Here is a 25,648-nt window from a genome sequence, read left to right as displayed (position 1 = left end):
AGCTCACTATATAACGCGAAATTAATGACCACATGCCCGCTAAATACTTAAGATCTTAACATCTGGGTATCACTCTCAGCTTCTATCACAATTTGATATCAAGTTTTGAGCCATTTTACGATTCTGCTATCGCAGAGTTAAGCGTTTAACTAAATTCATTATTGAGGTTTATTTTGTCTGCTTTTTACCACAGATGCCGTTATTTTTTACTCCCTTTGTTCGCCACTGGTTTATCACTAGTCATTATTCAGCTCTCTCAATCACGCTTTCCAGCCTGGCAAGAGATTATTGAATCACTTCCCTATTGGCTACTTCCAATTGGGATAGTGATCACAACACAGTTTAATAGAAGTCGCTTAGCCTATCTTGCCACTTTACTACTGGCTTACTATCTACTTACTACCGACCCCAGATTTGCCATAAAAAATCTACAACAATATTCAGAGATCATCTTACTTGGTGGCACATTCACCATAACTTGGTTCGCTTTCATTAAAGACAGAGGGTTACTATCTCTTCACAGCTTGGTACGAATACTAGGGATCATACTTAGCTTCACCGCTGCTTTTGGCTGGCTCTGGGCCAACGCACACTCCAAGGTGAAATTCGATATCGATCTCCCAGACTTTATTACCATGGAGATCCGTATATTAATCCCTCTCACCCTATGTGCTTTATTAGTTTGCTTACGTGGGATTTGGCTATCTAATCTGGCCAGTACCGCTATCGTCATTACCTTAGCATTATGGACAATACATTTTTTATTGCCAAACCCACTCCCTATTGCAGTCTCAACCTCTGTACTGGCGGTCATTTACTTATTAACCGTACTCACAGATTCCTATTTTTTGGCTTACCGTGATGAATTAACTGGCCTCGCGTCCCGTCGAGCGCTCTATACATTGGTACTTTCTTTAAGTCGAAAATACTGTGTTGCCATGTTAGATATTGATCACTTTAAGAAATTTAATGACACCTATGGCCATGATGTCGGCGATCAAGTCCTGAAACTGGTCGCCAGTAAAATTGCTGAGGTAGCTGGAGGTGGTAAAGCATTTCGTTATGGGGGGGAGGAATTCACCATCGTATTTTCTCGTAAAGACACTTCATCAATTCTGATCCACCTCGAAGAAGTGCTTACAAATATTGAGAATTACAGCATTACGATCCGCGATGAGAAACGTAAAAAACAAACCAAGAAACAGCGCAGTACAGCGCAAGGAAAAAGTCACAAAAAAACCGTTAACGTTACTATTTCAATTGGGGTTGCTGATCATCAAAGCAATGAAGCTTTCGATCAAACCATGAAGCGAGCTGACTTAGCTCTCTACCGAGCAAAGAAAAAAGGCCGCAATCAAATCTGTGTCTAATGCCATTAAACATCAATCTTAGCCCAATTCTATGTTTACTAAAATTGGGCTAAGCAAGCTACAGAGAATAAAAATAGTAAATTTGCGATTTCATTCGAATAATAATGCCACGAACTACATCTAAAAAACCTAATAAAGCGGTAGGTTTATCAGTGGATATCCAAGCTAAACCCACTGCACCAACAGGCAAATCATAGTCTCCAGACTCTTCCAGCTGCAAGCGAACAAAGTGGTGTTTATTACTCATATTCTGCCCAGTTGTTTGACGTACATTGTCATCTTTGGCGAATAAACTTCCTTGCGCCTCTCCTGTGGCCTCGATAATTCCTTCAACATGAGCACGAAATACTTTACCCGGGTAAACAGCAGAAGCAAACTCGGCACTTTGGCCTACTTTTACGTGGCGTATCGCCTGATGATTGACTCGCATCAAGACGTATTTTTCATCTGTGTACATTTGAATTCGAGGTATGCGCCCCACAAACTGGCCCTCCCTCATGATGAAATTAGTCAAGTAACCTTCTGTTGGGGCATATATTTTAGTGCTATCTAATTCCCATTGAGCCATTGCTAAATTTTCAATTTCTCTCTCTAAATCTGACTGCCGACTCTCAACGACAAGGTGAGACTTATCGATATCAAGATTAGCTTTGTGCTCTTCAAGCTTAGCCTTTTCAACACTTGAAAGATAACTATTAAGCTGAGATTTAGCTAACACTATCACGGTTTCCTGCTCATCTAACTGACTTTGAGTTATCGTATTTGGGACACCCTTATTTTGCTCAATATAACGAGCCAGTGTTTTCTCTTTCCAACTCAAATCTTTCTGCGCCGCTAATACTTGGCTATGAGTTATCTTAGTATCAGCTAGCACACTCTGATATTGCTTTACCATAAACAGCACATCTTCATTCGCTAGCTTTAATGCGACACGCGCCGATCTTACATCAACTTTGGCCTTATTTAACGATATGAGGTAAGGCTCATCATCCAACTCATACACTAACTGACCTTTCTCAACCCGCTGGTTAGGTTTAACATAAATACGCTTAACAGCACCTTGAATTTGAGTCGACTCAGGACGTAGCTGAATATGGGGTGACTGCACTAATGATCCCCCAGAAAGATCCATGGGCGTATAATTAAGTAAACCTACCCAGACAAATAGGAGCCAGCTACCACCGCCTATATAAGCAAAAGCTTTGGAAAACTTGTTCCATGGCATGCCTGCGAAGCGAAGTAAGTAAATAAACAACGACCAAACCGCTAATCCTTCAAGCATGGTTCGATACCTCTTTCTCTAATGGCTGCTCATTCACCGTCTGCAACTCGACATCGGTAGGAGTTTCATGCCAAATATCTCTCACTTTTGTTAATGCTTTTTCACCATCGACAAACGCAACAAAAACAGCCAATACCCACACCCAATGCCAAACAAATCCAATCCAGGTAAGCACGGTAATTAACCCTACCTGGCTGTGTTCTTTTTCATGAGCTTTATTGATAGGAAGTTCATGAATTTTCCAAAAACCCACCGCAATAGCACAAATTGTCCCAACCATACCGACAAATGCTATAACATGAAGGGCTGTGTCGGCACCTGTACCGACAAACGGCATTCCGAATAAACTCATACAAAACAGCCTTTAAATGAATATCAAAAATACAGTCTGACCTGCATCAAAAATGGGGCAAGACAAAAGGTCTAATCATATCAATTTTGAACCCATTATGATTAAATAAGCCTTTACCTATCCAAGATCAGACATCCGCCATGATATTTAACACCTCATTTATTCGCGTCTGTTATTTAAAGCCTTTATTTGATGGAATGGAACATGTCTTCGGCATCAGTTACCGAGAACTTCACATCCCAGATGCCCTGATTCAGGAACCAATGGCACTTATCCCGTTCAGTCAAGTCGGCCAATGGTTAACTCAACTTGCTGACATAAGTCAATGTCCTTGCTACATGGTCAAACTTAATCAGTATCTTAATTTCGATCTATTAGGAATTAATGGCATAGATCCACTTGCCACGCCTAATTTAGCCATGACCATACGCAAAATAAACTATGGTATTGTCAGCCTGCATTCTGGTGCGAGCTATTATGTAAGTCAGTCAGCAAAAATAATGAAATGGTGTTATAAAAATCCCTTCCTGTTTACACACCAAAAAAGCCATGATTCACTTAGAGTCGCTATCATGTTACTTAATACTCTGCGCCACTTTCTAGGCAATGAATACCAGCCAATTAGGGTCCATATCAGTGGTTCAGCCATCGGTCATCAACAGGTGTCAGATCTGTTTGGTTGCTCTGTCATTTGGAATGCGCCACAAACTGAAATATGGTTCGATGTCGACCACATGATTCAAACAATCGTCCAAGAAAAAACGTTCAATGCCACAATTACGATGCCAAGATCTCAATTTGAAAAATACCTCAACATGCCTCAACCACATGACGCCCCTAAAATATTATTCGAAATGATAAACTACTCTCGTTTTTACAACCTGCCGACCGTTAAGGGGATAGCACAACTGATTGGTATTTCAGAGCAAAAATTACAACGACACTTACAGAGACAAGGATTTACTTTCTCTAGTATGTGTAATTATATTCTTAGTAATCAAGCGATTGAATATATGTTAGATGGCAAGGAAATAGTAGAGATAGCTAAGCTGCTTGGCTATGCAAACCATCACAGTTTTAGTCGCGCTTTTAAACGGCTTCGAAAATGCACTCCACAGCAGTATCGAGACAAACTGATCAAACCATCTCGATAAAAAGCCTCCGTGAAAGAAGGCATTCATTAGAATGTTATATTAACCGTATACTGGAAGTAAATCTGCCATAGCTAACAAATGACATGCACCAGTAACAAGACCAAACAAGAGGACAATAACTATCACCACATTACCACCGGGTACTTTAAAGCTTGTTGCATTTGGAAATAGCTTCCTCACTTTATAGGCCATCATTGCAGGAACAATGGCTGTCCAAACCGTGGCAGCCAGAGCGGCAAAACCAATCGCTATCAAAAAACCATTTGGAAAAAGTAGCCCTAAAATTGTTGGAGGTAAAAAGGTCACAGTCGCCGTTTTTAAACGTCCTAAACGTGATTCATCAAAACCAAAGAGATCAGCAAGGTAATCGAACAAACCTAAGGTCACACCTAAAAAAGAAGAAGCAACAGCTAGGTTAGCAAAAATAGTGAGCATACTCGTCAGCCAATCATCTGTCATCACATCAGATAAAGCACTCACTAACACGCCCATATTACCACCTTGAGCGATAATACTCACAAAATCACTACGCGCAATATTGCCCATCGTCGCCACTAGCCAACACACATAAATAACGAAGGCAAGTAAGGTTCCAATCACGATGGCCTTGATAATGGTACAAGAATCTTCTTTACCATAATATTTAACTAAACTAGGCACGTTACCATGATAACCAAAACTCACCAGTCCAAAAGGCAGCGCTGCCAACAAATAAGGTAAATAGGTATCTTCACCATCGGGGGTTAATAACTTAACTGTATCAACATCAATCAGCAAGTTGCCCACCGCAAGGAAGAAGGTAATGACCATACCACCAAGCATAATTGTCGTGATTCTATCGACAGCCTTCGTACTAATAAACACAATAAACGCCAAGCCGAGTGCAAAGACTAAACCTGCAACACTTTGTGGCAGCTCTATACCTGCAGTCTCTAAGCTATGGTTGACAATCGATCCGCCACCACTGATGTAAGCATAAGCAAGAATATAGAGCACAAATGCGATAGATGAACCATTGACTATCCGCCAAAAGTTACCAAGAGTCTGATGCGTTAACGTATCAAAACTAACTCCTGATTCGAAATGAAGGTTAGTCTCAAGCAGTAATAAGCCCGAAACCAGCATACAAAACCAAACAGCCAGTAGCATAACAAGTGAGTAAGCGAACCACATTCCAGCCCCTACCACCGGTAGCGAGAACATCCCGGCACCGACCGCCGTTCCTGCAATGATCATCGCTCCACCGAGCACCGACTTACCTGCAGCTTTATCTTTAGCTGCATTCATATAATTTGCCATATAATCCTACGTCTTAAAATCTGAATAATGGCCAGTCATTGCCAATAATATTAACTGCCTGAATGTTACAACACATTAGGCTGTTCTCTCCGATGCCACGCTATCAACAATCGTTTGCCTTACTGAAGATCTCAGTAAGCCATTAGCGCGCGCTCTGATCCTTTGTACATCGACCTTACTGCCACTGCCTGATAAGTAACCAAGATCTTTTAACTTCACACTAAGTGTCCTATACAGATTCTTATCATAGAATTCAGGTGCGGTTATATCGTGTAAAGCACCTAGTCTTTTCGCTAATCGATGGCTTTCACGTTCAAGATCAGAACGTTCCATTTCAGGAAAGTCAGCTAAAAGATTAAAAATAATAGCGTAACGCTGCAATGTCTCACTCACAGTACCAGCAAGCAGTAACAACTGATTAACTCTCTGTTCTACGACACTAAATACTTCATTTTCAGTGATAAGTTCCTGCTCAATAAATAGATCAAGTATTTCCTCAACCAACTTAGCGGTATCACTCACCCCCATAAACAATTCGGCCTGAAGCAAAGGATAAAAGTCAGCAATGACATCTATAATTTCAGCTCTGGTGCTGCGCTCATGTTGTGTCAAGCAGCTAGCCACAAGGGAAGGAATGATCATCAGATGAATAATGTTATTACGATAATAGGTCATCGCAACAGCGATACTTTCATCAATAGAAATAATATCGCCCAATGAATCACTGTCCAATCGTAGTTTATTAAGCTCTAACCCCTGTACCACTAATTGCTTACCATCGCCTTCAACAACAGACGTATATGAGGTATAAGGCAAGTCTTTAAGTAATTTCAGGTAAAGGTCTAGCTGCTTTTCAAGTTGAGATCTCTCAAGCGCATTCTGTTCAGATGCTAACAACACTAAGCTGGTTAAGGTCACAGAGCTCACCGCTGCCGCATCATTAATATTCGTCATCACTTGATTGGCGAGTATATTGACGGCAGGCGTTAACCAGGTTGGTTTCTGCTCAGGATCATTAGCAATTTCCTCTCGCCAATTAGGCGCTTGTTCATTTAAAAAAGTATGTAAAGTAATGGGCTTGCCAAAATTTACATACCCTTGACCAAAGTTACCTAACTTGCGTAACGCACCGAAAAATTGCCAAACCGATTCTTTCTTTTTCTTCTTGCCACTTAATTCTTTGTGGTAAGTCGCCACTTCCATCACATGATCATAACCAAGATAAACAGGGACAAGTGTCACCGGACGTTTCATCCCCCGCAGCACGCTATTTAGCGTCATGGCGAGCATCCCTGTTTTAGGTGCTAACAGGCGTCCAGTTCTCGAGCGGCCACCTTCAGTGAAATATTCAACTGAATAGCCTTTAGTAAATAATTGATCCAAATATTCACGAAAAACGGCAGTGTATAATTTATTTCCTTTAAAACTTCGGCGAATAAAAAAAGCACCACCTCGACGGAACATGGGCCCAGCAGGCCAAAAATTAAGGTTGATACCGGCAGCAATATGCGGAGGCACCATACCTTGGTAATAAAGAATATAAGAAAGCAGTAGATAATCCATATGACTTCGATGGCAAGGGACATAAATAATCTCATGACCATCATGGTGTAACTGCCTGATCTGCTCTGCACCTTTAATATTGATGCCTTTATAGAGCTTATTCCATAGCCAGGTTAAAAAACGTTCGGTGATACGCACAAGACTATCTGAGTAATCCGCCGCGATTTCATCTAAATATTCCATCGCTTTGGCTCTGGCCTCAACTTCAGAAATTTTCTTACTTACCACCTCTTCTTGAATGGCTTTCTGCAGCGTTTCAGAACTGACTAATGCATGAAAAAGAGCTTGTCTTTTGGGTAAAACAGGTCCTGTCATCACTTTACGCTGTCGACTAAAATGCACTCGTGCTACACGCGCTAATTTTTGCGCAATACGTTTGTCAGTACCGTGTTCATCTGCCATATTACGAATTGAAACAGAGTTAGAAAATTGCACAAAGTTATGTCGACCCAAGAACAAAATCATCAAACACTTTCGCAACCAAGTGGGGTTTTCACGCTCCAAGACAGCAGCTTTCATCGTGTCATCTTCTTTACCTGGCGTTCTGCCCCAATAAAGACTGACTGGCACAAGTTGAACATCAAGATCTGGACTTCTTTTATGGGCCTTTAACAAATTCATAAAACTACTAAGAAAGAATTCGTTACTTTTCCGTTGGCCCATAAGTGGTTTGGCAGCTTCTAAACAAACCACCCTAGGACTTAATTCCCCGCCGACCTCCAGCGGATCGTAAGGGCTCGGTAAGCCTAATCCTTCTGTTATTTCACTCAGGGCGGCAATATCACTGAGAGACTCAGTTTTCATCACATAAACAAGGGGCCTCTCGGGATCTAAATTAAGGTCCTTGAACGGTTCTTGCGGTACAACAATCGTCTGCACTAACTTATTTTGAAGCCAGCGTAATGATTTAAACCAAAGGGAATCTTGTTTGGACATTATTCTTATACAATGTATTTTAATTTAATGGCTACATAGAGTATCAGATATAGATACATCCACCAAATTAGCTCAGCTCAATGACAAATATCATCTATCACCATCGACTAAGGGTTAAACAAAACAAACGATAAAGAAGAGAAAAACGATTAACACTGGTTAATACTTGCACTGCATGAAATACTGTATATACTGACAGTTACTGTATAGAAAGACAGGATTTACCATGAGACCATTGACACCACGACAAGCTGAAATCCTTGAACTAATTAAGTGCAATATTGTTGACACAGGTATGCCACCAACTCGTGCGGAAATCGCCACACGTTTAGGTTTTAAAAGTGCTAACGCCGCAGAAGAGCACCTAAAAGCCTTGGCTAAAAAAGGCTGTATTGAAATTATCCCAGGCACATCTCGTGGTATCCGCTTAACTCAACTCGAAGAACCTGAAGAGTCTGGCTTACCCTTAATAGGACAAGTCGCAGCAGGAGAGCCTATTTTAGCTCAAGAACATGTAGAACAGCGCTATAAAGTTGATCCAAACATGTTCCATCCCAGTGCCGACTTTCTCTTGAGAGTACGTGGCGATAGTATGAAAAATATTGGTATCCTTGAAGGTGATCTTTTAGCTGTCCACAAAGCAGATCAGGCCCGAAATGGTCAGATAATTGTGGCTCGCGTCGAAGATGATGTCACCGTTAAACGCTTTGAGAAAAAGGGCAACACTGTTTATCTTCACGCAGAAAATGAAGATTACACACCCATAGTCATCAACTTGGCTAATCAAAGCCTCAGTATTGAAGGATTAGCTGTCGGCGTTATTCGCAACGGTGACTGGCAATGAATACACTCATAGGTAATAGCCCTAGGCATCCAGGGTTATGGTTGGAACATGAGAATAATCACTCAAGACAATTACAAACGAGCACAGTCACAACAATAACGACCCACACACAAGGGCGTAACGAACTCAAAAAAGTCAGCGCTCAACTCGCGACGCTAAGCCAACAAGGACAATGGATAGTATTGATCAATCCACCAAACATAGATTACAAAAAAATGTTAACTGACGCTGGCCTTAACATGAATCGAGTCCTATTGGTCCACGCCAAAGATGAAGTCGAAACACTATGGGCAATGGAAAAAGCACTAACAAGTGGCACATCAAGTGCCGTATTATGCTGGACTCAATCTTTAGATTCCCGTGATAATCGCCGCCTTCAAATTGTTGCTAAAAGCGCCCGAGCCTTAGGCATTGTAATAGAAGACACCAATGCCAGTTTATATGCAAATAACCGTAACAACACGCTAAATACTGCCATACCACAAAGGGGGTTCTGCTCTGTTCATTAGCAGATTAACCAAGAGATTGACTCAAGCCCCTAACAGGGGCTTTATTTTGAATAAATGGCCTATTTAACAATGCAAAAAATACATACGTAATAAAATTTAAAAGACGGATCATCACTTATTTTTAAAATACGAAAAAGTAATCTTGATCAATATTGCAACACCAAGTAAATTAGTCGCATAACAACGATAATTTGTTATATCCAAACGATTTAGTCGTCTGCAAAGTCAATCAATCCACAGTGATATAACTGCATTGTATTACCTAGCAGAAATCGGAACTGATATATTCAGTCGTAGGTATGAATGTGGGTAATTCTGGCAGTGATTTAATAAAACTGCTTACTTTCACGATAAAAAGTAAAACCACTAACATGCTTTGAAGTCATCGTTGCTTTTTTGGGAACTGAAGAGTTTACATAGAGCAGAGACTTACTGTGTGGCTCTTCTTTGTCTTATTTTTTGACAGAGGAGAAGTCTAGTGAAAAAAACGCTGTATTGCTTTTTGGCGTTGCTGTTTACGTCATCCGTTGTGGCATCACAAATGCCCTTAAATATGACCAAAGGTGTCACAGAGATCAGTGGTAAGGTTTATAGCCTGCACATGATCATTTTATATATTTGTTGCGTGATCGGAGCCCTGGTTTTTGGTGTGATGATCTATTCCATTATTAATCACAGAAAATCCAAAGGTGCTGTTGCAGCCAACTTTCACGAAAGTACCAAAGTCGAGATAGCTTGGACTGTTGTGCCTTTCATCATTCTTATTTTAATGGCTATTCCTGCCACTCAAACCTTGATCGCAATGGAAGATCCTTCTGATGCCGATCTGACCATCAAAATCACCGGTTCTCAATGGAAATGGCACTACAGCTATTTCGACCAAGATATCGAATTTTATAGCCTACTTTCAACACCAAGAACCCAAATTGAAGGGACTGAAATAAAAGGTGAAAATTATCTCCTCGAAGTTGATAAGCCATTAGTGCTCCCCATCAATAAAAAAGTCCGTTTTTTAATGACCTCCGAAGATGTTATCCACTCTTGGTGGGTACCCGCTTTTGCCGTTAAAAAAGACGCCAATCCTGGGTTTATTAATGAAGCTTGGACCCGAATTGACATACCTGGTACTTATCGCGGTCAATGTGCTGAATTATGTGGTAAAGATCATGGATTCATGCCCATTGTTGTCGAAGCCGTTTCTGAAGCAGATTTTGATATCTGGTTAGCAGAACAGAAAAATCAAGCCAATTCTGCCGCAAAAGAAGCCCAAGCCGCTTTAAGCCAAACCTTAAGCATCGAGGAACTCATGGCACAAGGAGAGCAAGTATATATGGCACGCTGCGCCGCTTGCCACCAACCCAACGGCATGGGTTTACCCGGCGTTTTCCCTGCAATGAAAGCCAGTAAAATAACCACCGGCCCGTTAACTGATCACTTAGAAATAGTCATTAATGGTAAAACAGGCACGGCGATGCAAGCTTTCGCAAAACAATTAACAGCGCAAGAGATTGCAGCTGTAATTACTTATGAACGTAACGCCTGGGATAACAACACTGGTGATACGGTTCAGGCTGCTGATGTTAATCAGCACGGCCAATAGGGGAACGCTATGACGAGTTTAACGCACGAAGCACCAGAAAATGTGGATCCTGAGCTCAATCAAGCGGATCACCATCATGAGCCACTGCCTACTGGCATTAAACGCTGGCTTTTCACCACTAACCATAAAGACATAGGTACACTCTACCTTTGGTTCAGTTTTATTATGTTCCTGACTGGTGGTGCCATGGCTATGGTGATCAGAGCTGAATTATTTCAGCCTGGTTTACAGTTAATTGAGCCGAATTTCTTTAACCAAATGACGACAGTTCATGGGCTGATAATGGTCTTTGGTGCTGTGATGCCTGCTTTCACAGGATTAGCTAACTGGCTTATTCCTATGATGATTGGCGCCCCAGATATGGCGTTGCCCAGAATGAACAACTGGAGCTTTTGGATCTTACCTTTTGCTTTTACCATTTTGCTCAGCTCACTCTTTATGGAAGGTGGTGGGCCTAACTTTGGTTGGACTTTTTACGCGCCATTATCCACGACTTATAGCCCTGACAGCACAGCATTATTTGTCTTTGCAGTACACATTATGGGGATCAGTTCCATCATGGGAGCCATTAACGTGGTGGTGACTATCGTCAACATGCGAGCACCTGGCATGACTTGGATGAAGCTACCTCTGTTTGTTTGGACCTGGCTTATCACCGCTTTTCTCTTGATCGCAGTGATGCCAGTACTCGCAGGGACTGTGACCATGGTACTAACAGATAAATATTTTGGTACTAGCTTCTTTGATGCTGCAGGTGGTGGTGATCCTGTGATGTTTCAGCATATTTTCTGGTTCTTCGGACATCCTGAAGTCTATATTATGATTTTACCCTCGTTCGGTATCATATCAGCAATAGTACCCACTTTTAGTCGCAAGCAGTTATTTGGTTACTCTTCCATGGTATATGCGACATCCAGTATTGCGATACTGTCTTTTCTCGTGTGGGCACATCATATGTTCACCACGGGGATGCCTGTGTTTGCTGAACTATTTTTTATGTACTGCACCATGCTGATCGCCGTGCCTACTGGCGTGAAAGTATTTAACTGGGTGGCGACGATGTGGCGAGGGTCTCTCACATTTGAAACCCCCATGTTATTTGCTATCGCCTTTATCATTCTTTTTACTATCGGTGGTTTTTCAGGTCTGATGCTCGCCATCACCCCGGCTGATTTCCAATATCACGATACCTATTTTGTGGTCGCGCATTTCCACTATGTACTCGTTACCGGTGCTATATTTTCTATTATGGCCGCCGCTTACTATTGGTTACCAAAATGGACTGGGTTTATGTACGATGAAAAATGGGGCAAAATTCATTTTTGGTGCTCAGTTATTTCGGTGAATGTGCTCTTTTTCCCAATGCATTTCTTAGGATTAGCCGGGATGCCAAGACGTATTCCTGATTATGCGGTGCAATTTGCAGATGTGAACCAAATTGTGTCTATCGGGGGATTCGCCTTCGGTTTATCACAGTTTATTTTCCTCTATGTGGTAATCAAATGTATCCGTGGCGGTGAAAAAGCCTCAGCTAAACCTTGGGATGGCGCCGAAGGATTGGAATGGACGCTACCTAGTCCAGCTCCATACCATTCTTTCAGTACACCACCGGAGGTTAAATAGTCATGAATCATAAGGCTAAGTCAAATAAAAAACTGATCACTATGCTAATAGCAGGTTCTGTTGGTATGTTCGGTTTCGGCTTCGCCTTAGTTCCGCTCTATGACGTGCTCTGTGACCAACTGGGTATAAATGGCAAGACCAATAGCACTGCAAGCATTTATAAATCGATGATCATAGATAAGAGCCGCACTATTACCGTGGAGTTTATGGCACAAATACAAAGCGATATGCCTTGGAAATTTGAGCCTGAAATGAAACGTATGCAAGTTCATCCAGGTGAACTCATCAGAACCAATTTTAAGGCTGTAAACCTCTCATCTAGCGAAACTGTGGGTCAGGCTATTCCATCAGTATCGCCCGGTATGGGGGCAGCCTATTTCAATAAAACTGAATGCTTTTGCTTTAATCAACAAAGATTAATGGCTGAAGCCAGCGCAGAGTTACCACTGATATTTTTTGTGGATCCGGATTTACCAGAATCCATATCAACATTGACTCTCTCTTATACACTCTACAACATCACAGATCGTGGATATGTCGATGCTATAGAGCAAGGAGCAGCAAAATGACAACTAAGCACGAACATTATTATGTCCCATCACAAAGTGCCTGGCCAATTATTGGCGCTGTCGGATTATTTCTGATCGCATTTGGTGCAGGAAGCTATGTACAGCAACTGAACACAGAAGGGGGAAGTGGCGGTTATATATTATTGGCAGGGATAGCTGTCATCATATTTATGGTTTTTGGCTGGTTCAGAACCGTCATCGCCGAATCGATGAGCGGACTTTACTCCCAGCAAATGGATCGGTCTTTTAGACAAGGAATGAGTTGGTTTATTTTCTCGGAAGTCATGTTCTTTGGCGCTTTTTTTGGTGCTTTACTTTATGCCAGAATGATTGCTGTACCTTGGCTCGGAGGCGCCTCTAATAACGCTATGACTCATGAGGTGCTCTGGCCCAGTTTCGAAGCGATATGGCCATTAATAACCACACCTGATGGTACAAAAACTCAAGCCATGGGATGGACAGGATTACCCCTTTATAACACCCTCATTCTGCTCACATCCTCTATTACCTTGCACATGGCTCATGTCAACCTTGAAAAAAATAAACGCTCGGCTATCGCGGTATGGTTGGGAATAACTATCTTGCTAGGCTGTTGTTTTTTGGGCCTTCAAGCTGAAGAATATATCTATGCCTATCAAGAGATGGGGCTCACCTTAGATTCTGGTGTTTATGGTAACACTTTCTTCTTACTAACAGGTTTTCACGGTATGCATGTCACCTTGGGAACCGTCTTTCTGATTGTACTCTTACTGCGAATACTCAAAGGGCACTTTACAGCGGACAAACATTTCGCTTTTCAAGCTGGTAGCTGGTACTGGCACTTTGTCGATGTCGTGTGGTTATGCCTGTTTATCTTTGTCTACGTGCTGTAGTAATAAATAGAGTCTTGATAGGCAATTGACACATTTGCCTATCAAGATCTATCACATTGTTAAACCATATCGCGCTAGTAATGAGGTTAATACGGCCTGACATTAGGCGTTATCACCCCTGTCGCCAAGGCCAATAACAACAAAATCACCACTAATACAGAAAAGATAACCCTACGGCCAAGATATTGGCTCATGGGCACTTTACTTTCTCCTTTAACCAACACAAATAAGGCTCGAGCAAGATTAAATAAAATGAAAAGCAGTAATAATACTAAAGTCAATTTAAACGCTAATAATGTATTCACTCACAATCCTCGACTCTGTTTGGGCGGCACAAGAGTGCTACTCATTATCGCTACTGTGAGTCTATTTATTCTTTTGGTCAAGTTAGGTTTCTGGCAATTATCTCGTGCCGACTTAAAAGAAAACATCCAATCTCAACTGATTGCCAGGCAAGCATCTGCCCCACTCTCTTTTGCTCAACTTCTCTCTTTTCCCTCAACAGAATCACTGACAGGCTATCGGTTCAATGCCACAGTACATCCTATAGGTGAAAAAATATTTCTATTGGATAATCAAATTTTTAATGGTCAAATTGGCTACCTTGCTCTTCAAATTTTACAGATCGCACCTAATACACCTTGGTTATTGGTCGAGTTGGGATTTATTCCTGCAGGTGCTGATAGGCGCCAGCTACCTACATTTCAACATATCAGTAAGATTCAGACGTTAAGCGGACGTTTATATCAAAAGCAGACCAATCCTATGAGCTCAGCACTCATGGCTGAAGCTGGGTGGCCCAAAAGAATACAGAATTTAAATATTACTCACATCGAGAATGTATTGCAGCATTCTGTTGCGCCTGCCGTATTTCAACCAGAATCGATTCTAGAAGTTGATTTACCTCATCCTTGGAAGCCGATTCCCTTTACGGCTCAAAAACACCTTGGCTACGCCTTTCAATGGTTTTCTATGGCATTGGTGTATGCGCTACTGATGATTTATTTCATCAAAGGCAGGCTTAAAAATAACAATTTAGAAACAATTACAAAACAATAAACCTAAATGACTATTGCCAATAGAAACCAGACAAAGTAGGTTAAGTCATAGATCATTTTCTATATCGAAATTAATAAAAATGTCGTTTCCTAGCCGTCTCGGGAAACAAGATTAGTATTGCCTCTATGGATATTGCTTTTTTAGATGCCATATGAGGTATCTAACTAGAGGAGAGAGTATGAACTCCCCCAAAAAGAGCGGCACAAAACCACTTATCATGTTGTTATTAATCTTTATTTTACCTGTTGTTGCAGCCAAAATAGTGCTGAGCATGAACTTGTACCAAGGTGGTGCTACCAATAAGGGCGAATTGCTCTCCATCGGTATCAGCTATGCCTCCCTAGCCATGGAAAATCCAAAACCAAAAGAGTGGCAACTGCTTTATCTATTACCTGAACATTGCGATCAACTATGCCAAGATCGCCTATACATTCTACAACAAAGTCATATTGCATTAGGCAGAGAACAAGACAGGGTTCACACCCTCATTTTACTTAACGCAAACAGCGATACCTCCGCGTTATCTGGCGTCTCATTCGATACAGTTCAAGCAAATAGTTCGATGAGCAACATACTTAATCAGCAACAAATGGTCATTGTCGATCCGCTGGGTAGCCTGATTATACGCTACCCATCAATAGCTGGCCGTGATAATCAAGTTTTACAAGGAAAAGCCTTAATTGCCGATCTCAGAAAACTGCTAAAACTGTCGAGGGTTGGCTGATGCAAATCCCCTCTCTACTCAAAATTACTATCATTTTTACCTTATGTGTCATATTAATGGGTGCTTATACTCGACTTTCAGATGCAGGGCTTGGCTGCCCTGACTGGCCTGGGTGCTATGGTATGTTAAAAGTGCCGAACCAGGCTCATGAGTTAACCCAAGTTCAAAATTTATTTCCTGGCCATGAAGTCGAGCCCAAAAAAGCGTGGCTGGAAATGATACATAGATATATCGCTGGCGCCCTTGGTTTGCTGGTTTTATTGATTTTTATTCTTTGCCTTAAAAAGAATGAGGCTCCAAAAAAGCTGCCAGCCATTATTGCGGTATTAATTGTGTTTCAAGCCGCGCTAGGCATGTGGACAGTCACCATGAAATTAATGCCCATCGTCGTCATGTCACATCTTATTGGCGGATTTACTTTAATTTCACTCCTGCTACTTCTTTACCTCAGAACAAAACCATTATTCCTCTCAAGTGCAGAGACACTCACTCGGGCACTTGCTCCTTTCGCCTTGGCTTGCTTGGGGATATTAATTTTACAAATTATTATTGGTGGCTGGACGTCTTCTAATTACGCTGCACTGGCTTGCACATCATTACCTATTTGTGAAGGTGATTGGTATAAAAATATTAATTTAATTCAAGCGTTTAATCCTTTCCAAGGCGACCACGACAGCTATGAATTTGGAGTGTTAGATTATGCATCAAGAATGACAATACACGTTACTCATCGATTTTGGGCAATCGTGACTGCAGTTATGTTGTTTTTATTAGCCTTCAAACTGTATCAGCAATCTCAATCACCACTCTTAAAACGTTCAGCTGTACTTTTAGTTGCACTCGTATGCTTACAAGTCGCGTTAGGGATCAGCAATGTGGTACTTCATTTACCTTTAGGGATCGCTGTCTCTCATAATGCTGGAGCCGCTTTACTCTTGCTAAATGTAGTTTTTATCAATTATGTACTATGGAAGAAAAGTAATTAACCTTATGAATAAGTATTTACCCCTGACTAAAAACACGTCATAAACCGTTAATTACGCAATATAACTCAAACAACACGGCATCAGAGCAAGCGAGGATTAACCATGGAAAAACCATTTTCTATTTCATCACCCGTCGGTATTGATACTCCGAATCAAGCATTCCAATGGCGTGCCTATTACGAGATGACAAAACCTAAAGTCGTGGTACTTATGTTACTTACCGTTTTAGTGGGTATGTGCCTTGCACTCCCTGGCTCAGTTCCTTTACAGCCTTTAATGATAGGATTAATCGGCATCGGGATGATGGCAGGGGCAGCTGCAGCCTTTAATCATCTCATCGATCGCCGAATTGATGGGTTAATGACACGTACTAACAATCGTCCCCTACCTAAAGGTCGGATATCAATTGTAAAAGCACTCGTCTTTTCAGTCTCTTTAGGTGTAATAGGTTTTGGCCTACTTTACACGTTAGTTAATGAATTAACGGCCTGGTTAACCTTCGCTAGCTTACTCGGCTATGCCGTTGTTTATACCGCCTACTTAAAAAGAGCAACCCCACAGAATATCGTCGTAGGAGGATTAGCCGGCGCTATGCCTCCACTGCTAGGCTGGACAGCGGTAACGGGTGAGTTTCACGGTAACGCCCTATTACTTGTGATCATCATTTTCGCTTGGACCCCCCCCCACTTCTGGGCTTTAGCCATACATAGAAAAGCTGAATATGCCAAAGTAGATATTCCTATGCTTCCAGTCACTCATGGTACCGAGTTTACTAAAACATGCATTTTGCTATACACCATACTCCTCGCTATCGCATGCCTTTTACCTGTCATTTTCGGCATGTCAGGACCGACGTATTTACTCGGCTCAACTCTGCTTAGTTGCGGGTTTCTTTACAAATCCTGGGAACTAAAGTTTGATGATAAACCCGGCCTTGCAATGCAGGTATTCCGCTTCTCCATCTACCACTTAATGTTATTATTTATCGTACTTCTAGTTGATCATTACCTCTGGGTGTAATAGCAACATCACCTCACTGAAAAATAGTAGGACAATGTTATGAGTAAACGGCTGTCAGCATTTTTTATCACATTTGGACTCATCTTATGCGGACTTGGAGCTATGACTGCTATTCGATTTTGGGCCAATACAGTGGAGCCTGAACTGGCCACCAGCTTTCTCTTTCCTACGCCCAAAAAGTTGCCCCAATTCACGTTAAAAGACCAACACGGGAACACTTTTTCAAACACTCAACTGGCCAATAAGTGGAGCCTGTTTTTTATCGGGTATACCTCATGCCCAGATGTATGCCCTACTACCATGGGAAAGCTGACAGCTATATACCCAACATTATTAAAAGATATTGATCTACAAGTTATTTTTCTATCTGTTGATCCACAAAGAGACTCGCAAGATATACTCCTTGCTTATATGGATTTTTTTAATCCAAAATTTACAGCAATCACAGGTGAACATGCACAACTATTTCCCCTCACCCGCGATTTAGGTTTTGTTTACGTCATGGTGGGGGAAGGTGATGATTATCACTTAGATCATAGTGCTTCTATGGCACTTATCTCCCCAGAGGGTTACAAGGTTGCCATCATCAAACCAAAATCAACAACACCAGGCACCTTACCACAAATTTTAACCTCGGATTTAATCTCTGATATACGGCAAATAACCCACTTATATTAAATCAATTAGTATAGAACAACATTCAAGCTCGAAAGATAAACAGCCCATGACTTATCAAGTCAGTGAGAATCGATTATTAGAAAGATAATGTCGTTCATCCATGCCGCTTAACTCAATGCGTTCGAAAAAATTAATCTCAAAAGAGGAAATACTTCTATTTGCCGACTATCTTTTGATCTTGCATGGATGAGAAAAGTAATCCAAAGGAAAATTAAATGTCGGATCAAACTATTAAATTGGATTCTGAAATAACAATTAGGAATATTCAACTCGTATTTGCTCAGCTTTCTGAGCTACTTACCCAAGTTGAAGTCGTTCATATCGATGCAAGCCAATTATCCAGAGTAGATACCGCTGGTGCGCAGTTGCTTTACCTATTTTCCAAAACATGTGATTCCCGCTCCTTAAAAGTCGACTGGTTACATTGTCAAACAGACCTTGTAACCAATCTGGGAGAACTCGGGATCACGCTCCCACATATACAAGTGGATGCACTTGAGGAGGATCCTAAATGAAAAAAATACTGGCGGTCGATGACTCGGCTTCAATGCGTCAAATGGTCGGATTTACATTAAAAACGGCCGGATTTGATGTCACTGAGGCTTGCGATGGTAGCGAAGCACTAAAAGCGGCAAAAGTAAGCACATTTGATCTTGTCATCTCCGATGTAAATATGCCCGTTATGGATGGCTTAACGTTAATTCGTAACTTGCGCACACTTCCCACTTACAAATTCACTCCATTATTGATGTTAACTACAGAATCAGGGGGTGATAAAAAACAGGAAGGTCGTTCAGCTGGTGCTACTGGCTGGATAGTCAAACCATTCAACCCCGAGCAATTACTTGCAACAGTACGGAAGGTATTAGGTTGAGTGCAATTAACAGATCTATGGCGGCAATAAAATATGGAAATCGATCTCAGTCAATTTAGTCAGGTATTTTTTGAAGAGAGTCTAGAAGGTCTTGAAAGCATGGAGTCAGAGCTGTTAAAGCTCGATGTTAATGAGCCAGACGATGAAGCTATCAATACCATTTTTAGAGCCGCGCATTCTATTAAAGGCGGAAGTGCTACTTTCGGATTCTCACAAGTCGCAGATTATACACATTTATTAGAAACCCTGCTTGATGAGATCAGAGATGGCCGTCGACAGATGACTACTGATCACCAAGATATGCTGCTGTTATCGGTTGATTTATTACGTAACATGATAGATGCATTAATGCGAAAAGTGGATTTTGAAGATCCTCTATTAGCACACTTAGAAATTCGATTTACAGCCGCACTCGCTGTTGGATCGAGCACTGAAACCCAAGAAGATAGCACCGCAGAAGAAGTTGCTAACGAAAATTCAGACCTAATGGCAACCTGGACCATAGACTTCCAACCTGGGATCGACATCTTACGGTGTGGTAACGACCCTAACTTAATGTTTAATGAATTAAGGCAACTGGGTGAACTCAGCGTAACTTTAGTCGAATCGACCTTGCCTGAACTAACGGTAATGGATCCGGAAGCTTGCTACTTAAATTGGCAACTAACTTTTGTCACTGAACAGTCTTTAGATCGAATAAAAGAAGTATTTGAGTGGGTAGAAGATGAATGCACGATCAGTTATCACCGTGAAACTAACTTAACCCTAAAAGAGCCAAGTTCAGTCGCTGACAGTCCAGACATTGCGGTTCAAAAAGCAAGCTTAAATCAACAAAATAGCGGAGATAAAACCAAAGCTGTCACCCAGAATAAAGCGCCTGAAGGCGGCTCTATACGGGTCGGTATTGAAAAAATTGATGTACTAATCAATATGGTGGGGGAACTCGTTATCACCCAAGCAATGCTCGGTCAAATCGGCCAACAAGACAGAATAGAGGGTGAGTCCTTACTCGCCATGAAGCAAGGGCTAGAACAACTTGCATCCCACACTCGAGATCTGCAGGAAAGCGTCATGCAGATCCGTATGCTCCCAATTAGCTTCGCCTTCAATCGTTTTCCAAGACTTGTACGGGATATAGGCCAACAATTAGGTAAAAAAGTCGAATTGACCCTTAAAGGTGAAGAAACTGAACTAGACAAAACCGTCATGGAAAAAATTGTCGATCCTTTGGTCCATCTCGTTAGAAACTCGTTAGATCACGGTCTTGAATCCTCTGAAGTAAGGCTCAGTAAAGGCAAACCTGAAATCGGTAACATCACTCTTAATGCTTTCCACCAAGGTGGCAATATTATTATTGAAATAATCGATGATGGCGCAGGATTAGATACCCATCTAATCCGTAAAAAAGCAATAGATAAAGGACTGATTTCAGAAGAGGAAGAACTGAGTGAAGATGCCATTCATCAGCTCATCTTTAAAGCTGGCTTTTCAACGGTTGAAACGGTGTCAGATCTATCAGGTCGTGGAGTAGGCATGGATGTTGTCCGTCGAAACATTAATGAACTGAACGGTTCAATTGAGCTAACATCAATCAAAGATAAAGGCAGCCGCTTCACCATTCGTTTACCACTAACCTTAGCAATACTTGATGGACAATTAGTCCGAGTCGGTAAACATACCTATATTGTTCCTTTAGTATCGATACATGAATCCTTACAAGTTGAAGAGCAGCGTATTAATCGTATCAGCGTGGATCATGAGCTGATAAGACTCAGGGACGAGTACCTTCCTGTCATAAAAGTATTTCAAGAATTCGGCCACGAGGCTGATGCGAAAGAAATTAAAGATGGCCTTATCATGGTCGTTGACGCTAATAATGAAAAAGTAGGTTTACTTGTCGATGAACTCCTTTCACAACAACAAGTTGTCATAAAAAGCCTAGAAGACAACTACAGTAAAGTACATGGAGTGTCAGGAGCAACTATCTTAGGTGATGGTACAGTTGCGCTTATTATTGATATTACAGGGTTAGTCAATTTAGCAGGTATTACCAATATGAAAGAGCATGCGGCTTAGCGCTGAATAGAATGTTACTCACCTACAAGGAACGACGGAGCTTGAGATATGACACAAATAACCCAACAAGAACAAGCTAATGCCGAAGACACCAGTGAACAATATCTTACTTTCATTATGGCAAGTGAAGAGTATGGGGTCGATATTCTTTCGGTGCAGGAAATAAGAGGCTGGGAACCCACCACCATTATCCCCAATTCTCCCTGTCACGTTAAAGGTGTCATTAACCTCAGGGGGACTATTGTTCCCATTATAGATTTAAGGCAAAGATTTGGTATTGAAACCTTAGAATATGGCGCAACGACGGTTGTGATTGTAGTCAAAGTCGCGATTGCCAGTGATCACAAGGTCATTGGCATTGTTGTCGATGCGGTATCTGATGTTTTTAGTGTTAATCACAATGATGTTCGTAGTGCACCAGATTTTGGTGATGATACCGATTTAGGGTTCATAAAAGGATTAACGAACGCAGAAGATAAAATGGTGATCCTATTAGATATTAATAAACTTCTCGGTAGTGAAACCTTGCCTGAAGCAGAGCAACTTTCGCAGTTGGTGCATAATCTTGATGCCGATAAACAGGTCATCAACGGATAATATAAAGTGAGAACCGTATGTTTAATAATTTAAAGTTGAAATGGAAATTGGCTATAGGGTTTGCAATTCCGTTAGTATTCATGCTGGCCATTGCTGCCGTAGTTCACGGAAGTTTAGTCAAGCTTTTGGTTAGCAGTAAATTGGTAACCCACACTTATGATGCGATTGATATTGGTGATTCAATCACCCTGTCATTGGTTAACATGGAAACAGAATTTCGAGGGTATCTTGTTACTGGTGAAAATGAATTTTTGGAACCTTTCGAACAAGGTAAAAAGGACTTTGCTGAATTAATTAAACAAGCTAAAGAGATGGTGGCTGATGAACCAGCTCAAGTGTCGAGAATTACTGAAGTTGAAAAAATTCAGCGCACGTGGATACTACAACATGTGCAAGAGGCCATCAATTTAAGAAAAAGATTCGACCAAAGTGAAGTCACTGAATTTATTCAAAGAGGAATTGGCAAACAATATATGGGTGAAATGCGGTCAATTTTAAATGACTTTGTTGCAGTGGAATCTGGTTTGATCTTGGTACGTGCAAAGGAGAAACAATCCATCGCAGACTTCACTGATTTAGTGACAATTTTTGGTAGTATTTTAGCCGTTATTTTAGGCTCTTTCACTGCTATGATTACGACAAAATCCGTTACTAAACCGCTTAATAATTTAATCGAGAACATGAGTCGTGTTGAACAGGACAGTGATTTCTCTATTCGTTTGAATGTGAAATCAACTGAGGAATTTGGTCAAGCTGCAAAAGCGTTTGATGCCTTGGTAAATGAGGCACAAAATGCACTAAATTCAATTAATGAAACTATGGGTGCCTTTTCTAGCGGAGATCAAAATCAAAGAATTACCACGAATTTAAAAGGGGATTTTCATAAAATAAAATCGGCCGCGAATCTGTTGATGGAAACGGTTCAAACACAGCAAGTCACAGCTGCAGAAACCTTGAGTGAGAACCTACGAATTAAACAAGCCTTGGATGTGTGTCAAGCCAACGTCATGATGGCTGATGCTGACTATAATATTATCTACTTCAACGAATCACTCAAAGGCATGCTCGGCAAAAATGAGCGTAAACTGCAAGAAAGTTTAACTAAGTTTGATATGTCGACCCTAATGGGTACCAATATCGATATTTTCCATAAAAATCCAGCTCATCAAAGAGGCATGCTGGATAAACTCACCAGCACCTATGAAACACAAATTGTGGTCTCAGGTCTCACTTTTGGTTTGATAGCCACACCAGTATTCGATAATGGAAAGCGAACAGGGACAGTGGTTGAATGGCAAGATATGACCGTCCTGCTCGCTAAAGAAGCACAAGAGCAACAAGTCGCTGCAGATACCAACCGCATAAAACAAGCTCTGGATGTATGTAAGGCCAACGTGATGATGGCCGATGCTGACTATAATATTATCTATTTCAACGACTCTCTTAAAGAGATGCTGGGTGAAAATGAGCGCAAGCTGCAAGAAAGTTTAACTAAATTCAGTATGTCGACTCTAATGGGTACCAATATTGATATTTTCCATAAAAACCCTGCACATCAAAGAGGCATGCTCAACAAACTGACCAATACTTATGAGACAAAAATTGTCGTTTCAGGCCTCACCTTTGGTTTAATTGCCACGCCAGTATTCGATAATGGGAAGCGGACAGGGACAGTGGTCGAATGGCAAGACATGACCGTCCTGCTCGCTAAAGAAGCACAAGAGCAGCAATTAGCTGCAGATACTAACCGTATTAAACAAGCTCTGGATGTATGTAAAGCCAATGTAATGATGGCTGATGCCAATTATAATATCATTTACTTCAACGAATCACTCAAAGGCATGCTAGGTGAAAATGAGCGAAAATTACAAGAAAGTTTAACTAAATTCGATATGTCCACATTAATGGGCACTAACATTGATATTTTCCATCAAAACCCAGCTCACCAAAGAGGCATGTTAGACAAGCTAACCAACACCTATGAAACCAAAATTGTCGTTTCAGGTCTCACCTTTGGTTTAATTGCCACACCAGTGTTCGATAATGGAAACCGGACGGGGACAGTAGTAGAGTGGCAAGATATGACCGCTCAGCTTGCCAAAGAGGCTGAAGAGCAAAAAGTATCGGCAGAAAATTCACGCATTAAACAGGCGCTCGATAACGTATCAGCTAATACCATGGTGGCAGATGCTGATCTCAACATTATTTATATGAATGAAGCAGCATCGGCCATGTTTAGAAATGCACAATCTGACATCATTAATGACTTACCCAGCTTCAACTCTAACACCCTAATCGGCACGAACATTGATGGTTTCCACAAAAACCCTAGCCATCAACGTAATCTACTGGGTAATTTAACCAGTACCTTTTCAAGTCAATTAAATGTTGGCGGTCGCACTTTCAAAATTGTTGCCAATCCAATTAGAGAAGCGGATGGCACCAGAATAGGTACTGTGGTTGAGTGGAGTGATCGCACAGCAGAGGTCGCCATTGAACAAGAAATTGATACCATTATTTCATCGGCTTCTGCAGGCGATCTTAGCCATCGCATTACGACTGAAGGTAAAGAAGGATTTTTCCTTAATTTATCGAACGGATTAAACCGCTTAGTGGGCATAGCTGACGATGTAATTTCTGATGTGGTCAATATGTTTGACGGACTGGCTAAGGGCGATTTAACCCGCCAAATAAACGGAGAATATGAAGGTCAATTCAAAAAACTACAAACAGATGCGAACGCAACGGCATCACGATTAACTGAAGTCATTGGTGGCATCAACGAATCTGCCAATACAGTGACATCAGGTGCTGAAGAAATAGCTCAGGGTAACTCAGATCTCAGTCAACGAACAGAAGAACAAGCAGCTTCACTTGAGGAGACAGCATCAAGCATGGAGGAGATGACAGCCACTGTGACCCAAAGTGCCCAAAATGCCACGTTAGCCAATGGATTAGCGCAAGAGGCAAACACTAAAGCTGAACATGGTGGTAAAGTCGTTGATCAAGCCGTGACAGCAATGGAAGCCATTAACGATTCCAGTAAACGTATCTCGGATATCATTGGAGTCATCGACGAAATCGCATTCCAAACTAATTTACTCGCACTTAATGCTGCAGTAGAAGCTGCAAGAGCTGGGGAACAGGGACGAGGCTTCGCCGTTGTTGCAGGAGAGGTTCGTAATCTTGCCCAACGTAGTGCTGGAGCTGCTAAAGAGATTAAAGAACTGATACGCGACAGTGTGGGCAAGGTCACTGATGGCACTCAACTGGTGAATCAATCAGGAGAAACACTTCAAGATATAGTACAAGCAGTCACTAAAGTTGCCGATATGATAAGCCAAATAAGCATCGCATCTGACCAGCAATCAGCTGGAATACAGGAAGTAAACAAGGCAATATCTCAGATGGATGAAATGACCCAACAAAATGCTGCGCTAGTAGAGCAAGTGTCAGCAGCAGGTGATGCGATGGCTGAACAAGCAAGGAATATGAAGAGTCAACTGAGCTTCTTTCAAGCCAAAGAGCAAGCTAGTTCAGGACTCTCTTCCGCCCCCTTAGCTTTAGTCTCTGGTGACTCTCACGGAACATTAAACATTAGTGACGAAGAATGGAATGAATTTTAGGAGAGTCAATTGGAAATCATAGACGAAAAGGAGTT

General features: G+C 41.5%; 22 protein-coding genes and 2 pseudogenes. 19 read left to right on the top strand and 5 right to left on the bottom strand.

Annotated features, from left to right (window positions below; genetic code table 11):
- The first annotated feature begins 173 nt into the window (after positions 1-173).
- Positions 174-1,370 (top strand): GGDEF domain-containing protein, encoded by a 1,197-nt coding sequence (locus HQQ94_RS03340; RefSeq protein ID WP_173293087.1) that lies wholly within the window; start codon positions 174-176, stop codon positions 1,368-1,370.
- A 58-nt stretch (positions 1,371-1,428) separates the two neighbouring features.
- On the opposite strand, the gene HQQ94_RS03335 is transcribed toward HQQ94_RS03340, so the two are convergent.
- Together HQQ94_RS03335 and HQQ94_RS03330 are read right to left on the bottom strand one after the other, a co-directional pair.
- On the bottom strand, positions 1,429-2,652 hold the full coding sequence (locus HQQ94_RS03335) for an HlyD family secretion protein (protein WP_173293086.1): 1,224 nt from the start codon (positions 2,650-2,652) through the stop codon (positions 1,429-1,431).
- On the bottom strand, positions 2,645-3,004 hold the full coding sequence (locus HQQ94_RS03330; RefSeq protein WP_173293085.1) for an MFS transporter: 360 nt from the start codon (positions 3,002-3,004) through the stop codon (positions 2,645-2,647). The genes HQQ94_RS03335 and HQQ94_RS03330 overlap by 8 nt, the downstream gene beginning before the upstream one ends.
- A gap of 140 nt (positions 3,005-3,144) precedes the next feature.
- Between HQQ94_RS03330 and HQQ94_RS03325 the strand changes: the two genes are divergently transcribed.
- The gene (locus HQQ94_RS03325) at positions 3,145-4,158 is read left to right on the top strand and encodes an AraC family transcriptional regulator (protein ID WP_173293084.1); all 1,014 of its coding nucleotides are present in this window, start codon (positions 3,145-3,147) and stop codon (positions 4,156-4,158) included.
- Positions 4,159-4,197: 39 nt separating this feature from the next.
- Here HQQ94_RS03325 and mtr read toward each other — a convergent pair whose 3' ends face one another.
- On the bottom strand, positions 4,198-5,457 hold the full coding sequence (gene mtr, locus HQQ94_RS03320; RefSeq protein WP_173293083.1) for a tryptophan permease: 1,260 nt from the start codon (positions 5,455-5,457) through the stop codon (positions 4,198-4,200).
- A gap of 75 nt (positions 5,458-5,532) precedes the next feature.
- Positions 5,533-7,956 carry a glycerol-3-phosphate 1-O-acyltransferase PlsB gene (gene plsB / locus HQQ94_RS03315; protein WP_173293082.1) on the bottom strand — a complete coding sequence of 808 codons (2,424 nt, stop codon included), beginning with the start codon at positions 7,954-7,956 and terminating at the stop codon, positions 5,533-5,535.
- Between the two features lie 226 nt (positions 7,957-8,182).
- Between plsB and lexA the strand changes: the two genes are divergently transcribed.
- From lexA to HQQ94_RS03285, 6 genes and pseudogenes are all read left to right on the top strand, one after another.
- Positions 8,183-8,800 carry a transcriptional repressor LexA gene (gene lexA, locus HQQ94_RS03310; RefSeq protein WP_173293081.1) on the top strand — a complete coding sequence of 206 codons (618 nt, stop codon included), beginning with the start codon at positions 8,183-8,185 and terminating at the stop codon, positions 8,798-8,800.
- Positions 8,797-9,309, top strand: a complete 513-nt coding sequence (locus HQQ94_RS03305) for a cell division inhibitor SulA (RefSeq protein WP_173293080.1) — start codon at positions 8,797-8,799, stop codon at positions 9,307-9,309. The genes lexA and HQQ94_RS03305 overlap by 4 nt, the downstream gene beginning before the upstream one ends.
- A gap of 478 nt (positions 9,310-9,787) precedes the next feature.
- Positions 9,788-10,900 (top strand): annotated as a pseudogene (gene coxB / locus HQQ94_RS03300) (cytochrome c oxidase subunit II); the annotation flags it as partial.
- Between the two features lie 18 nt (positions 10,901-10,918).
- The gene (gene ctaD, locus HQQ94_RS03295) at positions 10,919-12,532 is read left to right on the top strand and encodes a cytochrome c oxidase subunit I (protein ID WP_173293078.1); all 1,614 of its coding nucleotides are present in this window, start codon (positions 10,919-10,921) and stop codon (positions 12,530-12,532) included.
- A gap of 2 nt (positions 12,533-12,534) precedes the next feature.
- Positions 12,535-13,101, top strand: coding sequence for a cytochrome c oxidase assembly protein (locus HQQ94_RS03290; RefSeq protein WP_173293077.1), 567 nt, complete (start codon positions 12,535-12,537; stop codon positions 13,099-13,101).
- A complete protein-coding gene (locus tag HQQ94_RS03285; protein WP_173293076.1) occupies positions 13,098-13,973 on the top strand; it encodes a cytochrome c oxidase subunit 3 in 876 nt (291 codons plus the stop codon). The genes HQQ94_RS03290 and HQQ94_RS03285 overlap by 4 nt, the downstream gene beginning before the upstream one ends.
- Positions 13,974-14,059: 86 nt before the next feature.
- Here HQQ94_RS03285 and HQQ94_RS03280 read toward each other — a convergent pair whose 3' ends face one another.
- Positions 14,060-14,278 (bottom strand): DUF2909 family protein, encoded by a 219-nt coding sequence (locus HQQ94_RS03280; protein ID WP_173293075.1) that lies wholly within the window; start codon positions 14,276-14,278, stop codon positions 14,060-14,062.
- 34 nt (positions 14,279-14,312) lie between these two features.
- Here HQQ94_RS03280 and HQQ94_RS03275 point away from each other — a divergent pair, with 34 nt between their 5' ends.
- From HQQ94_RS03275 to HQQ94_RS03230, 11 genes and pseudogenes are all read left to right on the top strand, one after another.
- Positions 14,313-15,032: an SURF1 family protein gene (locus HQQ94_RS03275; RefSeq protein WP_309247230.1), complete on the top strand. Its 720-nt coding sequence runs from the start codon at positions 14,313-14,315 to the stop codon at positions 15,030-15,032.
- Between the two features lie 178 nt (positions 15,033-15,210).
- Entirely contained in the window at positions 15,211-15,756 is a 546-nt protein-coding gene (locus HQQ94_RS03270) for a hypothetical protein (RefSeq protein ID WP_173293073.1), read from the top strand.
- The gene (locus tag HQQ94_RS03265; RefSeq protein ID WP_173293072.1) at positions 15,756-16,742 is read left to right on the top strand and encodes a heme A synthase; all 987 of its coding nucleotides are present in this window, start codon (positions 15,756-15,758) and stop codon (positions 16,740-16,742) included. Before HQQ94_RS03270 ends, HQQ94_RS03265 begins: the two co-directional genes overlap by 1 nt.
- 102 nt (positions 16,743-16,844) lie before the next feature.
- Positions 16,845-17,762 carry a heme o synthase gene (gene cyoE, locus HQQ94_RS03260; protein ID WP_217273986.1) on the top strand — a complete coding sequence of 306 codons (918 nt, stop codon included), beginning with the start codon at positions 16,845-16,847 and terminating at the stop codon, positions 17,760-17,762.
- Between the two features lie 39 nt (positions 17,763-17,801).
- The gene (locus HQQ94_RS03255; RefSeq protein ID WP_173293071.1) at positions 17,802-18,440 is read left to right on the top strand and encodes an SCO family protein; all 639 of its coding nucleotides are present in this window, start codon (positions 17,802-17,804) and stop codon (positions 18,438-18,440) included.
- A 215-nt stretch (positions 18,441-18,655) separates the two neighbouring features.
- A complete protein-coding gene (locus HQQ94_RS03250) occupies positions 18,656-18,955 on the top strand; it encodes an STAS domain-containing protein (protein ID WP_173293070.1) in 300 nt (99 codons plus the stop codon).
- A complete protein-coding gene (locus HQQ94_RS03245) occupies positions 18,952-19,314 on the top strand; it encodes a response regulator (protein ID WP_173293069.1) in 363 nt (120 codons plus the stop codon). Before HQQ94_RS03250 ends, HQQ94_RS03245 begins: the two co-directional genes overlap by 4 nt.
- A gap of 33 nt (positions 19,315-19,347) precedes the next feature.
- Positions 19,348-21,390, top strand: a complete 2,043-nt coding sequence (locus tag HQQ94_RS03240) for a chemotaxis protein CheA (RefSeq protein ID WP_173293068.1) — start codon at positions 19,348-19,350, stop codon at positions 21,388-21,390.
- A gap of 48 nt (positions 21,391-21,438) precedes the next feature.
- Positions 21,439-21,987, top strand: a complete 549-nt coding sequence (locus HQQ94_RS03235; RefSeq protein ID WP_173293067.1) for a chemotaxis protein CheW — start codon at positions 21,439-21,441, stop codon at positions 21,985-21,987.
- Positions 21,988-22,004: 17 nt separating this feature from the next.
- Positions 22,005-22,901, top strand: a pseudogene (locus tag HQQ94_RS22450) (CHASE3 domain-containing protein); the annotation flags it as partial.
- Positions 22,896-25,613 carry a methyl-accepting chemotaxis protein gene (locus HQQ94_RS03230; protein ID WP_375335713.1) on the top strand — a complete coding sequence of 906 codons (2,718 nt, stop codon included), beginning with the start codon at positions 22,896-22,898 and terminating at the stop codon, positions 25,611-25,613. The pseudogene HQQ94_RS22450 and the gene HQQ94_RS03230, both read left to right, overlap by 6 nt.
- Positions 25,614-25,648: the final 35 nt, after the last annotated feature.

The organism is Shewanella sp. VB17 (genome assembly GCF_013248905.1).
Taxonomy (GTDB): Bacteria; Pseudomonadota; Gammaproteobacteria; order Enterobacterales; family Shewanellaceae; genus Shewanella.
The sequence above is the reverse complement of the archived record's forward strand: the minus strand, read 5'-3'. Positions and strand labels throughout refer to the sequence as shown.

Excerpts from the sequence above, each read along its gene's own strand:
- HQQ94_RS03335 (WP_173293086.1), bottom strand. The coding sequence starts at position 2,652 with ATGCTTGAAGGATTAGCGGTTTGGTCGTTGTTTATTTACTTACTTCGC.
- HQQ94_RS03330 (WP_173293085.1), bottom strand. The coding sequence starts at position 3,004 with ATGAGTTTATTCGGAATGCCGTTTGTCGGTACAGGTGCCGACACAGCC.
- HQQ94_RS03325 (WP_173293084.1), top strand. The coding sequence starts at position 3,145 with ATGATATTTAACACCTCATTTATTCGCGTCTGTTATTTAAAGCCTTTA.
- mtr (WP_173293083.1), bottom strand. The coding sequence starts at position 5,457 with ATGGCAAATTATATGAATGCAGCTAAAGATAAAGCTGCAGGTAAGTCG.
- plsB (WP_173293082.1), bottom strand. The coding sequence starts at position 7,956 with ATGTCCAAACAAGATTCCCTTTGGTTTAAATCATTACGCTGGCTTCAA.
- lexA (WP_173293081.1), top strand. The coding sequence starts at position 8,183 with ATGAGACCATTGACACCACGACAAGCTGAAATCCTTGAACTAATTAAG.
- HQQ94_RS03305 (WP_173293080.1), top strand. The coding sequence starts at position 8,797 with ATGAATACACTCATAGGTAATAGCCCTAGGCATCCAGGGTTATGGTTG.
- ctaD (WP_173293078.1), top strand. The coding sequence starts at position 10,919 with ATGACGAGTTTAACGCACGAAGCACCAGAAAATGTGGATCCTGAGCTC.
- HQQ94_RS03290 (WP_173293077.1), top strand. The coding sequence starts at position 12,535 with ATGAATCATAAGGCTAAGTCAAATAAAAAACTGATCACTATGCTAATA.
- HQQ94_RS03285 (WP_173293076.1), top strand. The coding sequence starts at position 13,098 with ATGACAACTAAGCACGAACATTATTATGTCCCATCACAAAGTGCCTGG.
- HQQ94_RS03270 (WP_173293073.1), top strand. The coding sequence starts at position 15,211 with ATGAACTCCCCCAAAAAGAGCGGCACAAAACCACTTATCATGTTGTTA.
- HQQ94_RS03265 (WP_173293072.1), top strand. The coding sequence starts at position 15,756 with ATGCAAATCCCCTCTCTACTCAAAATTACTATCATTTTTACCTTATGT.
- cyoE (WP_217273986.1), top strand. The coding sequence starts at position 16,845 with ATGGAAAAACCATTTTCTATTTCATCACCCGTCGGTATTGATACTCCG.
- HQQ94_RS03255 (WP_173293071.1), top strand. The coding sequence starts at position 17,802 with ATGAGTAAACGGCTGTCAGCATTTTTTATCACATTTGGACTCATCTTA.
- HQQ94_RS03250 (WP_173293070.1), top strand. The coding sequence starts at position 18,656 with ATGTCGGATCAAACTATTAAATTGGATTCTGAAATAACAATTAGGAAT.
- HQQ94_RS03245 (WP_173293069.1), top strand. The coding sequence starts at position 18,952 with ATGAAAAAAATACTGGCGGTCGATGACTCGGCTTCAATGCGTCAAATG.
- HQQ94_RS03240 (WP_173293068.1), top strand. The coding sequence starts at position 19,348 with ATGGAAATCGATCTCAGTCAATTTAGTCAGGTATTTTTTGAAGAGAGT.
- HQQ94_RS03235 (WP_173293067.1), top strand. The coding sequence starts at position 21,439 with ATGACACAAATAACCCAACAAGAACAAGCTAATGCCGAAGACACCAGT.